Source organism: Streptomyces sp. NBC_00335 (assembly GCF_036127095.1).
GTDB lineage: Bacteria > Actinomycetota > Actinomycetes > Streptomycetales > Streptomycetaceae > Streptomyces.
The window spans coordinates 1,768,048-1,780,359 of record NZ_CP108006.1; the positions used below are offsets into that span (position 1 = coordinate 1,768,048).

Sequence of the window (12,312 nt, forward strand, 5' to 3'; positions counted from 1 at the left end):
GGGTAATGGCACGGAATCCCGCATCCTGGGTACGTACGTTCTCATGAGCCTGCCCCCGCGCACCGGTCGCACGAGTCCTGAGTTCAACCGTCCGGAAACCGATGGACCACCGGCCTTCACCCCGGCGTCGACCTACCGCCTCCAGCTGCGCCCCGAGTTCACCTTCGGACACGCGCGGGCCGTCGTACCGTACCTCGCCTCGCTCGGGGTCTCCCACCTGCACCTCTCCCCCGTACTGGAGGCGGTGCCCGGATCGTCCCACGGGTACGACGTCACCGACCACACGCGGGTGCGGGTGGAGCTGGGCGGGGAGGACGGGCTGCGGGCCCTGGCCGCCGACGCCCGCGCGCACGGGCTCGCACTGGTGCTCGACATCGTGCCGAACCACATGGCACTGCCGACGCCGCTCGGCCTCAACCGGCCCTTGTGGGAGGTGGCCCGGGAGGGGCCCGGCTCGCCGTACGCGCGCTGGTTCGACATCGACTGGGAGGCGGGCGGGGGGCAGCTGCTGCTGCCCGTGCTCGCCGCGCCGCTGGATCCGGGAGAGGTCAAGGTCGACGGGCGGGGAGGGCGGGCGGTACTGCGGATCGGGGAGCTGGAGTTCCCGCTCCGGGAGGGCACGGCCGGGCTGGAACCGGCGGAGCTGCTCGCCGCCCAGTGGTACCGGCCGGCGTGCTGGCGGGAGGCCCGGACCGGGCTCAACTACCGTCGCTTCTTCACCATTTCGGAGCTGATCGGGGTCCGCGTCGAGGACCCGGACGTCTTCGCCGCCACCCACGCCAAGGTGCTGGAACTGGTCCGGGACGGGGTCGCCGAAGGGCTGCGGATCGACCACGTGGACGGCCTCGCCGACCCCGGGGGCTACCTGCGGCGGCTGCGGGAGGCCGTCGGCCGGGACTGCTGGGTGGTGGTCGAGAAGATCCTCGCCCGCGAGGAGCGGCTGGCTCCCGACTGGCCGGTGGCCGGGACCACCGGGTACGACGCGCTGTACCGGGTGGACGGGGTACTGACCGACCCGGCCGGGGCCGCGCGGCTCGACGCCCGGTTCCGCGGGGCGACCGGGCAGCCCCGCTGGGAGCGGACGGCCGCGGCGGGCGCCCGGGAGGTCCTGACCGGCGACCTGGCCGCCGAGCTGGCGACCCTGGAACGCCTGGCTGGGCCCGAACTGGGCTCTGCTGTACGTGAGTTGCTCATCGCCTATCCCGTCTACCGGCCCTACCCCGGCGATCCGCAGCTCGCGCCCGAGGCCCTGGAGCGGGCCGCCGCACGGGCCGGCGCGGGTCCGGTGGCCGGCGTACGCGAACTGCTGCTGCGGGACCCGGCCTTCGCGGCCCGCTTCTCCCAGACCTCGGCAGCCCTGCGCGCCAAGTCCCTCGAGGACAGGGCGTTCTACCGGTACGCCCCGCTGCTGTCGGCCACGGAGGTGGGCGGGGATCCGGGGGCTCCGGCGGTCACGGTGGCGCAGTTCCACGCGTACTGCGCCGAGCAGGCGAGGCTGTGGCCCCGCGCCGGGACGGTGCTCACCACGCACGACACGAAGCGCAGCGCGGACGTCCGGGCACGGATCTCGGCGCTCTCGCAGGACCCGGAATCCGTACCGGCGCCGACCGGGGCGGATCCCCAACTCGCCTGGGTGGCCTGGCAGACGGCATTCGGACTCGGGGCCGACGGCGCCGCTCCGGAGCGCGCCGACCGCTTGGCGCAGGCCCTGCTCAAAGCCGCCCGCGAAGCCGCCCTGCACACCACCTGGACCGAGCAGAACCCCGCGTACGAGGCCACGGTCCCGCAGTACGTACCGGCGGCCCCGGTCGAGCCGGCCGGGCCCCTGGCGGCGGCGGCCCGGGCCAACCTGCTCGGCGCGGCGCTGCTGCACCTGGCCATGCCCGGGGTCCCGGAGGTGTACCAGGGCGCGGAGACGGAGTACCGGGCCCTGGTCGACCCGGACAACCGGCGGCCCGCCCGCTTCCCCCGGGAGGCCCTGGCCCGGCTGGACGCGGGGGCCGAGCCGTCCGGGACGGCCGAGGAGAAGCTCGCCCTCACCGCCGCCCTGCTGCGGCTGCGCCGGAGCCGGCCCGGGCTGTTCGCCGGCTATGCGCCGCTGCTCGCCCGGGGCCCGGCGGCGGAGCACTGCGTGGCCTTCGCCCGGTCGGCCGGCCTGGTGGCGGTGGCCACCCGCCTGTCGCACCGGCTGGCGGGGGGCGGGGGCTGGCGGGACACCTCTCTGCCCCTGCCGCCGGGGCGGTGGCGGCGGCTGCCGGTGCTCGGGGCGGATGCGGCTGCCTCGGCCCCGTACGCGGGCGAGCTGCCGCTCGCGGAACTCCTCGGCGAAGCCTCCCCGGTGGCCGTCCTACTCCGGGAGCCCCCGACCCGGGGGTGACCCCCCGCTGCGCGGGGCGAGGTCCCCTACCCGCGCTGCCGCCCGGCAGATGGCGGCCCGCGGTACCGCTGCGCGGGGCGGGGCTCCCACCTGCGGTGCCCGCGCTGCCGCCCGGTAGGTGGCGGCCTGCGGTACCGCTGCGCGGGGCGAGGTCCCCTACCCGCCCTTCCACCGTTCCCCGGGCTCCGCCCGGACCCCTGCCGGGTGCGGCACCGTTCCCGGGGGCCAGCCCCCGGACCCCCGCTCCTCAAACGCCGGAGGGGCTGGATTTTGCCCGGCGCGGGCTGGATGGGGCCGGCGTGAGCTGGATGGCGCGGAGCGCCATTTCAGCCTCGCCGGCGTTTGAGGCGCGGGGTCTGGGGCGGAGCCCCAGAGGGGTCCGGGCGCAGCCCGGCACCCCTCCCCAGCCCGTCCGGCGTTTGAGGACCGGGTCAGGGCCGGCCCTGGGAACGGTGGAAGGGCGGGTAGGGGAACTCCGCCCCGCGCAGCGGCACGGCAGCCGCGGCGCAGCCCTGCACGGAGCGGCACTGCGCGGCACGGCCCTGCACGGCACGGCACGGCCCTGCCCTGCACGGCACGGCACGGCACGGCCCTGCACGGCCCTGCACTGCGCGGCACGGCACGGAGCACGGCGCAGCACGGCACGGCACGGCACCGCACCGCGACACGGCCCGCCGCCCGGGCCGGGCGAAGACGGCTAGGGCAGGCCCGCGGCGGGCATGGGGTCACCTGTGACCCTCATCCGTGACATGTGCTACCCCACCCCCCACGAACTGGCCCTGGCCGCCCGCGCCCTGGCCGATGAGCACCCCACCCTGGCCCGGCTCCGCCAGATCGGCGCGTCCCGGGCCGGGGAGCCCCTCTGGCTGCTCTCCGTAGGCGGCCCCACCCCGGCCACGGAAGCCGCACCGAGCGTGCTCGTCGTCGCCGGAGCCCACGCCAACGAGCCCGTCGGCGGGGCCACCGCCATCGCGCTCGCCCGGCACCTGATCCGCGTACCCGCCGCCGGAACGGCCTGGCACTTCCTGCTCTGTGCCGACCCCGACGGCGCGGCCCTGCACCGCACTCCCCGCCCGTACTCCCTGCTGGACTACCACCGGAACTTCTTCCGGCCGCCCGGCCCCGAACAGCCCGAGTGGGCGCCGTCTTTACTGCCCCCGGACCGCCTCCCGCCCGAGACCCTCGCCCTGACCCGGCTCATCGACGAGCTCCGGCCCGCCCTCCAGGTCTCCCTGCACGGCACGGATCTCGGCGGCTCCTGGGTGCAGCTGACCCGGGACATACCCGGTCTCGCGGAGCCCTTCGGCAAATCGGCCGCCGAGCTGCGCATCCCGGTGGAGACCAGCGCCTCCGACGCGGCCGGCTGGCCCTCGCCGGGCGCGGGGATCTTCGTGATGCCCGCCCCCGGGGCCGGCGCGGACGGCCCCTTCCACCCCGAGGACACCCGGCTCAGCACCTGGTACCACGCCCACCGCCACGCCGGCACCACCGCGATCGTCGAAGTCCCCATGTGGGCCTCGGACCTGGTCGACGACCCGGCCCCGCACCCCGACCCGCGCGCCGCCCTGCGCATCCTGGCCGGCCGGCTCACCGCCGACGCCGCGCGGGTGGCGGCCCTGCGGGAGGGCGCGGCCGACGGTACGGACCCGGCCGCCGCGGCCCTGCTGCGCGCGGTGGACTGGACGCTCGCGCTGATCCCGCGGATCACCGCCGAGTGGACGGGACCCGGGGCTCCCGCCGAGGCCACGGCGGCGTACATCGGGAGCATCGACGCCTTCGGGCGGCGGCTCTCGCTGCGCGCCGCGGCGATGCTCCTCCGGGTGCTGCGCGCCCAGGGGCAGCCGACGGCGCCTGCCGTGGACCGGCTCGTCGCGGGGTGGTGCGAGGAGTTCGCGGACCGCTTCCAGGCGCGCTGGGTCCCGGTGGCCACGCAGGTGGAGCACCAGTCCCGGGTCGTCCTGGCGGCCTACGACCGGCTCGTGGCAGCGGGCCGGTAGGCGGGCGGCCACCGGCGCGCGGCTACTCCACCGGCAGGGCGTACCGGAGCTTCTGCTTGCCGGTCGCCCCGAGCCGGTCGTAGAAGCGGATCGCGCCCTCGTTCCAGTCGGGCGTCTGCCACTCGACGCGGCCGAGGCCCAGCTCCCGGGCGAGTGCGGCCACCCCGTCCATCAGGGCGGCGCCGAGGCCGTGTCCGCGGGCCTCCTCGGCCAGGTAGAGGCAGTCCATGTGGAGGTAGTGGCCCGCGTCCCAGAAGGAGAACTCGGCCGAGCAGGCGGCGTACCCGGCGATCTCGCCCCGCGGGGTCTCGGCCAGCAGCACCCACAGCCGGGCCCCGTCGGCGAACAGCTGCGCACCGAGGCGGCCGGCGAGACCTGCCGGGCGGGGCGCGGACCTCTCGTACACCATGTGCTCGCGCATGAGCTCGACCAGACGGGGCAGGTCATCGGGGCGCGCGGGCCGTACGACGGGGGCAGCGGGCATCTGTTCCATGAGTGACATCCTGCGCGCGGCCCGCATCCACCGGGCAACCGGGGCACGGGTGGGGGCGGCCCGCGCCCGGATCCTCAGCCGCCCGACAGCCTGAAGCTCATCCGTCCGAAGCCGATCTGGTCCCCGTCCCGCACCACCGCCGAGCCCGTCACCCGGTGCCCGTTCACCGTGGTGCCGTTCGTCGAGCCGAGGTCCCGCACCACCCAGACCCCGTCCCGGATGCCCAGTTCCGCGTGGGCCCGCGACACGGTCTCGTGGCTCAGGCGCAGCCCGTTGCCCGGGTCGCGGCCGATCCGCAGCGGTCCGGCGTTCGGGTGCGGCAGGAGCAGCGTGGGCAGCTTCTCCACCGCCCAGGCCCGCCGTACGCCCACGGACACCGCCGAGACCCGCCCCACCCAGCCGAACAGCCGGCGGGTCCACGGGCTCTCCGCGCCCTCCCGGCCCTCCAGGTCCGCGGTGAGCGCGGCGAGGTCCTCGGAGCGGCGGGCGACGAGGGCGAGTTCCATGCGGCGCAGGAAGGTGTCGTGCGACAGCTTGCCGACGGCGGCGCCCTCCCTGAGCTGGCCCAGAGCGCGGTCGCGCTCGGCATCGGAGAGCCGCGGAGCGGGGAAGGCGGAGAACTCGAAACTCGACGTCACCAGGTGATTGTCGGCCTGTCGGGGGCAGAGTGTCCAGAACTCCCGCGCACGGCCGGGGATGATGGCCCGGACACGCAGGTTGGGGTACCGCCGCGAGACGAGGGGACCGTCCGTGCAGTTCGAGGTGTGGGCACCGCTGACAGACCGGGTCGCACTGCGGCTCGACGGGGCCGCGTACGCGATGGAGCGCGATCCGGAGCGGCCCGGCTGGTGGGTCGTGGAGGCCGGGGCACGGGACGGATCCCACTACGGCTTCCAGCTGGGAGGCGTTGCGGAGGTCCGCGTTCCCGGGGACGATCCGCGCGACCCGGTCCATCCCGGGCAGCACGCGGAGCATCCGGACCACACTCGCCTCGGACCCCCCGTACGCCCCGATCCGCGCGGCCGGCGCCTGCCGCAGGGCCCCGACGGGCTCTCGGCCGTGGTCGACTTCGCCGCCCTCACCCCCGCCGAGCCGGCCCCCTCACCCCGGGTGCCGCTGCAGGACGCCGTCCTGTACGAGCTGCACATCGGCACCTTCACCCCCGAGGGCACCTTCGACTCGGCCGCCGCCCGCCTCGGCCACCTCGTCGCCCTCGGCGTCACCCACGTCGAGCTGATGCCGGTGTGCTCCTTCCCCGGGCGGCACGGCTGGGGGTACGACGGGGTCGCGCCCTGGGCGGTGCACGAGCCGTACGGGGGCCCGGCCGGGCTGGTCCGGTTCGTGGAGGCCGCGCACGCCGCCGGCCTCGGCGTGGTGCTCGACGTGGTCCACAACCACCTCGGCCCCTCCGGCAACCACCTACCCGCCTTCGGCCCGTACTTCACCGAGACCCACCACACCCCCTGGGGCGCGGCGGTGAACCTGGACGCGCCCGGCTCCGACGAGGTGCGCGCGTACCTGCTGGGCAGCGCCCTGGCCTGGCTGCGCGACTACCGGATCGACGGGCTGCGGCTGGACGCGGTGCACGCGCTCGCCGACGACCGGGCGCTGACCTTCCTGGAGGAGCTGTCCGCGGCGGTGGACGAGCTGGCCGCCGAGACGGGCCGGCCGCTGTTCCTGATCGCGGAGTCGGACCGCTGCGATCCCCGCACCACGAACCCGCGCTCCGCCGGGGGCCTGGGCCTGCACGCGCAGTGGAACGACGACTTCCACCACGCCCTGCACTGTGCGCTGACCGGCGAGTCCCAGGCGTACTACGCGGACTTCGCCGAGGCCCCGATCGGGGCCCTCGCCAAGACCATGACCCGGGCCTTCTTCCACGACGGGACCTGGTCCTCCTTCCGGGGCCGCCACCACGGCCGCGCGGTGGACCGGGGCCGCACCCCGGCGCACCGCTTCCTCGGCTACACCCAGACCCACGACCAGATCGGCAACCGCGCGCTGGGCGACCGGCTCGCGGCCTCCCTGTCCCCCGGGCTGCTGGCGTGCGCGGCGACGGTGGCGCTGACCGGGCCGTTCGTGCCGATGCTGTTCATGGGCGAGGAGTGGGGCGCCGGCACGCCGTGGCAGTACTTCACCGACCATCCCGACGAGGAGCTCGCCGAGGCCGTACGGGCGGGCCGGCGGCGGGAGTTCGCGGAGCACGGCTGGAAGGCGGAGGAGATCCCCGCCCCCCAGGATCCGGCGACCCGGGACCGCTCCTGCCTGGACTGGGCCGAGCCGGGCCGGGAGTCGCACGCCCGCCTGCTGGACTGGTACCGCGCCCTGATCACGCTCCGCCGGACCCACGCCGACCTGCGCGATCCCGATCTGGCGGCGCTGCGGATCGCCCATGACGAGGAGCGCCGCTGGCTGACGTTCCGCCGGGGCGACGTCCGCGTGGTGGTGAACCTCTCCGGGGAGCCGGTCACCGTCGCGCTCGGCCGCAACGGGGTCCGGGTGCTGGCCGCTTGGCTCCCCGTCGAGCATCCGGACGCCGACGGGCGGGTCCACGTACCGGCCGAGTCGGCGGTGGTGCTGGGCCCGTAAACCCGGTCGCGGCGGGGCGGGACCGTCTGATGGGGTGGGCCCCATGAAGATCGATTCCTCCGCGAGCGGTCGCGGACACACGGCCAAGTACGACCGGATCGGGGTGGGGTACCGGGAGATCCGGCGGCCCGACCCGCGGCTCGCCTCGCTGATCGCGGGCGCCCTGGGGGACGCCCGGACGGTGGTCAACGTCGGGGCGGGCGCCGGTTCGTACGAACCGGAGGACCGCGAGGTGACCGCCGTGGACCCCTCCCAGGTCATGCTCGACCAGCACCCGGGGACCCGCAAGATCAAGGCCGGGGCGGAGGAACTCCCCTTCGAGGACGGGCAGTTCGACGCGGCGATGGCGGTGATGACCGTCCACCACTGGCCGGATCCCGCGCGCGGGCTGGCGGAGCTGCGGCGGGTCTCCCGGCGCCAGGCCGTCTTCACCTGGGATCCGGAGCACAGCACGGAGCTGTGGTTCTTCGAGGAGTACCTGCCGGAGATCGGGGAGCGGGAGCGCTCCACCTTCGTCCCGCTGTCCGTGGTGACCGGGGCGCTGGACGCGCACACCGTGGTGCCCTTCCCCGTCCCGCACGATTTCACCGACGGGTTCCGGGCCGCCTTCTGGCGCCGGCCCGAGTCCTACCTCGACCCGGCCGTACGGGCCGCCAGCTCCACCTTCGCGAGCCTGCCGGCCTCCGTGGTGGAACCGGCGGTCGAACGGCTGCGCGAGGACCTGCGGTCGGGGGCGTGGCAGCGCCGCCACGCCGGCCTGCTGGAGCGGGAGAGCGTCGACTACGGCTACCGCCTGGTCCTCGCCGGGGCCTGAGCCCCGGCGAGGCGGCGCCCTCCCGCCGCCGGCCGTCTACTCCACGACGGCCAGCTCGCGGGAGGCGTTGTTGAAGCTGCGGCAGCCGTTCTCGGTGACCGTGATGATGTCCTCGATGCGGACCCCGAACCGGCCCGGAAGGTAGATCCCCGGCTCCACCGAGAAGCACATGCCGGGGACGAGGGGCTGCTCCTCCCCCTCCACCATGTACGGCGGCTCGTGCGTGGTGACCCCGATGCCGTGGCCCGTGCGGTGGATGAACTGCTCGCCGTAGCCGAACTCCGTGATCACCGCGCGGGCCGCCCGGTCCACGTCCTGGCAGGCGGCCCCCGGCCGGGCCGCCGCCACGCCCGCCAACTGGGCCTCGCGGACGATGTCGTGGACGCGCTGCTCCTCTTCCGTGGGCTCGCCGACGTGGACGGTACGGGAGATGTCGGATCCGTAACCGTGCTTGAGGCCGCCGAAGTCGAGGACCACCATGTCCCCGTGCTCGATGACCCGGTCACCGGCCTCGTGGTGCGGGTTGGCGCCGTTCGGACCGGATCCGACGACGGTGAAGTCCACCTGGGAGTGGCCGTGCACGCGCAGCAGCGCGGCCAGGTCGGCGGCGACGTCGCTCTCGCGGCGCCCGGCGAAGGGGACGTGGAGGATCTGGGCGTACGCGGCGTCCGCCGCCTCGCCGGCCGCCGCGAGCCGGGCCAGCTCGCGCTCGTCCTTGACCGCGCGCAGCATCGGCAGCGCATCGCTCAGCGAGACGTACGAGGTCGTCGGCAACTCCCTTTGCAGTCCCAGCAGATGCAGCGCCCAGGCGTTGTCGCTGACCCCGAAGCGGCCTGCCACGTCCAGCAGCGGGGAGGTGACGGCGTACGGGTTCTTCCCGTCGGCCCAGTCCCGCAGGGTCAGCGCGCCCGCGCCGGGGGACTTCGCCGCGTCGGGGGCTTCCAGCGCGGGGACGACGAGAACGGGGTCCTGCCCGGCGGCGAGGACGAGCAGGGTCATCCGCTCGGTGTCGACGGGCCGGTATCCGGTGAGGTGGGCCAGGTCGGGCCCGGGGGCGACCAGCAGGCCGGCCAGCCCCGCGTCGGCGGCGGCCTGCGCGGCGGCGGCCATCCGGGCGGCGTAGTCGGCGGCCGTGAAGGGATCGAAGTCGTGGTCCATGCCGCGATCCTCCCGCGCCCCACCCCCGCCCGGCAGGGGGCCGCGCCGATCAGCCGGGGGGGCTGGATCTTGCCGCGCAGCGGTACAACCAGCCCGCCCGGTATTGGAGGGCACGGGCGGGCAGCGCACGTACGGGTCCGGGCGCAGCCCGGGGAACGGTGGAAGGGCGGGTGGGGGACGGCCCCGCAGGGCAGCGCACACGGCTGCGCGTCACGCCGGGGTCAGCACCCGCAGCGCCCACTCCAGCGGCCCCCGCCGCAGCTCCGTACCGCGCAGGAAGTGGCCCCAGGCCAGGCAGCCGAGCATCGCGGCGCCCGAGAAGCCGGCCAGCGCCTCCCACCCGCTCCAGCCCCGCAGGAACACCGCCAGCACGAGCGCGTGCACCACGTACACCGTGAGGGCCATCGCCCCGACGGCTGCGAGCGGCCGCAGGAGCCGCGTCGCCGCCCGGCCCGCGCCGTGCGCGGCCAGGGCGAGCAGGCCTATGAGGGCCGCCCCGACCCCGGAGTTGCCGAGGGTCTCCAGAGGGGTCTGGCTGTAGGGGCCGGCCACCAGCAGCCAGTGCCAGGAGGTGCTGGGGATCGCCCCGAACTGCTCGCCCAGCACCGCCGCGACCGGGTCGGGCGCCGTCACCGCCCAGGGGTGCTCCCGCGCTATGGCCTCCAGCAGCGGCCCGCGCCGCCCGCCGGGTCCCAGCGCGAGCCAGGAGGCGCCGTACCCGGCGGCGGCGGCCGCCGCCCCGAAGCCGGTCAGCAGCCGCAGCGACCGCCCGCTGCGCAGGTCGGCGAGGCGGCCGAGGGCCATGCCCACCAGGATGTACGGGAAGTAGGTGAGCAGCGGGTACGCGCCCGAGAGCAGCAGGTCCCGCAGCATCCCCCCGGCCCCCTCCCAGCTCGCCAGGTCGGCGGGGACCGGTGTGGCCCCGCGCCCGCCGGTGCGCAGCCCGAGGGCCGGACCCAGGGCGTACGAGAGGACCGGGCCCAGCGCCACCGAGGCGCCGGCGACGACCGCCAGGGTGCGGGTGCGCAGCCGGGTGAAGGGTTCGGCGGCCAGGAAGTAGGCGGCGTAGAAGGCCAGGATCACGAGGATGCCGGGCGAGAGCGCGGCGAGGCACAGGCCGAGCGCGGCGAGGATCGCGCAGCGGGTCAGGGTGGCCCGCAGGGGCGGCGGTCCGGCGGCGCGGGCGCGGGCGAGCGCGAGGGAGAAGCCGGCGATGAGGGTGAAGACGGCGGGCGCCCGTCCGTCGGCGGCCACGAGCAGCCAGCCGGGGCCCTCGGGCGTGGGCGGCGGGCCGACGTGCACGGCGAACATGCCGAGGACGGCGATGCCGCGGGCGGCGTCCAGGCCGGTGAGTCGGTTGGGTCCCATACGGATAGTGATGACGATCCGGGGCGCGGGGTTGCCTGCGCCCCGCCCGGAGCGGGGCCCCTGGTTGCCGGTCCTCCGGTCCGCCGGAAAAGGCGTCGCGGGAGCACCCCGCTGATCAGCTATGCTGTGCTTGCACATCGAACGGGTGGTCCGCCGCCCTTCGTGGTGGGTGTAGCTCAGTTGGTAGAGCACCTGGTTGTGGTCCAGGTGGCCGCGGGTTCAAGTCCCGTCACTCACCCTGTTGATCCCGTGGGGGTTACGAGTTTTCCTCGTAGCCCCCACGGGTTTTTTCGTTCCCCCTGCGGGAGCGACGCGTCGCGACCGGCCGGGCCCGGCGGCCCGGGCCCTGGCAGGATCAACCGCATGGAATGGGACATCGGGGGCACCCCGGCGCTGCTCCTCGCCGCCCTCGTCGCGGCCGCGGTGTTCGGGGCCGCCGTGTGGCTGTGGCCCCGGCTCGCGGGGTCCGGGGTGCGGCCGCTGCTGGGGCGGGCCGGACTCCAGCTCGCGATCACCCTGACGGCCGGGTCGGCGCTGCTGCTCGCGGTGAACTCCTCGTACGGTTTCTACGGCTCCTGGCGCGACCTGCTGTCCCTGCGCCGCGAGGACCCGGCGCCGGCGGGCGCGCGGGCCCCGGGGCGGGAGGCGCTGCTGGTGCGGGGGACCCGCTCCTGGCGGCACGCGGGCTCCGACGATCCGGCGGTGATCGGCCGGATCGAGGCGGTGACCGTGCTCGGGACGCGCAGCGGGCTGTCGGGGCAGGGCTACGTGTACCTGCCGCCGCAGTACGTGCACGCGTCGGCCGGGCGGCGGGCGGAGTTCCCGGTGGTGCTGGCGCTGAGCGGGTTCCCGAGCACGCCGGGGGTGCTGATCGACCGGCTGCGGTATCCGCAGCTGGCGCTGGACGCGGTACGGGCGGGGCGGATGCGGCCGGCGGTGCTGGTCCTGATGACACCGACGGTGGCGCCGCCCAGGGACACGCAGTGCGTGGACGTGCCGGGCGGGCCGCGGGCGGAGACCTTCTTCGCCCGGGACCTGCGGGCGGCGGTCTCCTCGTACTACGGCCTCACCCGCGATGCCCGGGGGTGGGGCGTGATGGGCAATTCGGTGGGCGGCTACTGCGCGCTCAAGCTGGCCCTGCGCACGCCGGACGCCTACCGGGCGGCGGCCGCGCTCTCGGCCCCGTACGCGGCGGCGCGGGACGCGGACACCGGTGACCTGTTCGGCGGGGACGCGGACCGCCGGCGGGAGAACGACCTGCTGTGGCGGCTGCGGAGCCTTCCGCAGCCGCCGGTGTCCCTGCTGGTGACGAGCAGCCGCAAGGGCGAGCACCAGTACCCGCAGACGCTGGAGTTCATCGACGCGGTACGGGCGCCCGCGCGGGTGTCCTCGATCCTCCTGGCGAGCGGCGGGCACAACTACGAGACGTGGGCCCGCGAGGCGCCGTCGGCCCTGGAGTGGCTGGTGGGACGGCTGAGCCCGCCCTGACGCCGCGTCATGCCATGCCTCGCCGCGT

Annotated in this window: 9 protein-coding genes and 1 tRNA gene; 6 read left to right on the forward strand and 4 right to left on the reverse strand. The window is 75.7% G+C overall.

Going from position 1 to position 12,312, the window contains the following annotated elements:
- Window positions 1-43 precede the first annotated feature (43 nt).
- Window positions 44-2,377, forward strand: a complete 2,334-nt coding sequence (gene treY / locus OHA37_RS07920) for a malto-oligosyltrehalose synthase (RefSeq protein ID WP_266903629.1) — start codon at window positions 44-46, stop codon at window positions 2,375-2,377.
- Between the two features lie 731 nt (window positions 2,378-3,108).
- On the forward strand, window positions 3,109-4,374 hold the full coding sequence (locus OHA37_RS07925; protein WP_266903630.1) for a M14 family zinc carboxypeptidase: 1,266 nt from the start codon (window positions 3,109-3,111) through the stop codon (window positions 4,372-4,374).
- 22 nt (window positions 4,375-4,396) lie between these two features.
- Here the strand turns inward: OHA37_RS07925 and OHA37_RS07930 are convergent, their stop codons facing one another.
- Together OHA37_RS07930 and OHA37_RS07935 are read right to left on the reverse strand one after the other, a co-directional pair.
- A complete protein-coding gene (locus OHA37_RS07930; RefSeq protein ID WP_323182316.1) occupies window positions 4,397-4,867 on the reverse strand; it encodes a GNAT family N-acetyltransferase in 471 nt (156 codons plus the stop codon).
- A 74-nt stretch (window positions 4,868-4,941) separates the two neighbouring features.
- Window positions 4,942-5,505 (reverse strand): DUF1707 and FHA domain-containing protein, encoded by a 564-nt coding sequence (locus tag OHA37_RS07935; RefSeq protein ID WP_266903631.1) that lies wholly within the window; start codon window positions 5,503-5,505, stop codon window positions 4,942-4,944.
- Window positions 5,506-5,617: 112 nt separating this feature from the next.
- Between OHA37_RS07935 and treZ the strand changes: the two genes are divergently transcribed.
- Window positions 5,618-7,456, forward strand: a complete 1,839-nt coding sequence (treZ, locus tag OHA37_RS07940; protein ID WP_266903632.1) for a malto-oligosyltrehalose trehalohydrolase — start codon at window positions 5,618-5,620, stop codon at window positions 7,454-7,456.
- 43 nt (window positions 7,457-7,499) lie between these two features.
- On the forward strand, window positions 7,500-8,270 hold the full coding sequence (locus OHA37_RS07945; protein WP_266903633.1) for a class I SAM-dependent methyltransferase: 771 nt from the start codon (window positions 7,500-7,502) through the stop codon (window positions 8,268-8,270).
- A gap of 36 nt (window positions 8,271-8,306) precedes the next feature.
- Here the strand turns inward: OHA37_RS07945 and OHA37_RS07950 are convergent, their stop codons facing one another.
- Entirely contained in the window at window positions 8,307-9,428 is a 1,122-nt protein-coding gene (locus OHA37_RS07950; RefSeq protein WP_266903634.1) for an aminopeptidase P family protein, read from the reverse strand.
- A gap of 210 nt (window positions 9,429-9,638) precedes the next feature.
- Window positions 9,639-10,796, reverse strand: a complete 1,158-nt coding sequence (locus tag OHA37_RS07955) for a heparan-alpha-glucosaminide N-acetyltransferase domain-containing protein (RefSeq protein WP_266903635.1) — start codon at window positions 10,794-10,796, stop codon at window positions 9,639-9,641.
- Between the two features lie 165 nt (window positions 10,797-10,961).
- Here OHA37_RS07955 and OHA37_RS07960 point away from each other — a divergent pair.
- Window positions 10,962-11,034 (forward strand) — tRNA-His (locus OHA37_RS07960).
- A 125-nt stretch (window positions 11,035-11,159) separates the two neighbouring features.
- Window positions 11,160-12,284 carry an alpha/beta hydrolase gene (locus OHA37_RS07965; RefSeq protein ID WP_266903636.1) on the forward strand — a complete coding sequence of 375 codons (1,125 nt, stop codon included), beginning with the start codon at window positions 11,160-11,162 and terminating at the stop codon, window positions 12,282-12,284.
- Window positions 12,285-12,312 lie beyond the last annotated feature (28 nt).